Annotated in this window: 1 protein-coding gene; it reads right to left on the reverse strand. The window is 79.2% G+C overall.

Translation table 11 applies throughout. The features are described from left to right. Nucleotides 1–17: 17 nt before the first annotated feature. On the reverse strand, nucleotides 18–558 hold a 541-nt coding region (locus tag FNQ90_RS26155; RefSeq protein WP_407699449.1), incomplete at its 5' end, for a DNA-3-methyladenine glycosylase family protein.

Raw genomic sequence — 558 nt, forward strand, 5'->3', positions numbered from 1 at the left:
GGAACGGGCGGCGGTGGTCATGCGGGCTCCCGGACGGTGCGAGGGGTGGAAAGGTGGACGGAGGAGGGCCGGCGACGGGTCCCCGGTGGACGGGAGGCGGGCGCCACCGGGTCCGCCGCGTCGGGGTCCGCCGTTCCGGCGTGGGCCGGCTCGGCGGGTGCCGGCTCGGCGGCGAGGCACCACAGGTGGTGCACGGCGTAGCTGCGCCACGGGCGCCAGCTCTCGGCGAGGGTATCGGCCGCCGCGGGTTCGACGCCCCGGCGGGCGAGGCCGGCGCGGATGCCGGCGTCCCCGGCGGGCAGCACGTCGGGGTCGCCGAGGGCGCGCATCCGCAGGTAGCCGGCGGTCCAGGGGCCGATGCCGGGTAGGGCGAGCAGGGCGTGCTCGGTCTCCTCCCGGTCGGCACCGGGGTCCAGGCGGACCCGCCCGTCGGCGAGCGCCGAGGCGACGGTGTGCAGGGTGCGGCGGCGGGTGTTCGGCATGCCGGGCAGTTCCTCCGGACCGAGAGGCGCGGCGGCCAGGGCGTCGGCGGTCGGGAAGAGGTGGGTCAGTCCGCCG

The sequence above is a fragment of the Streptomyces alkaliphilus genome, from assembly GCF_014141535.1.
GTDB classification, from domain to species: Bacteria; Actinomycetota; Actinomycetes; order Streptomycetales; family Streptomycetaceae; genus Streptomyces; species Streptomyces alkaliphilus.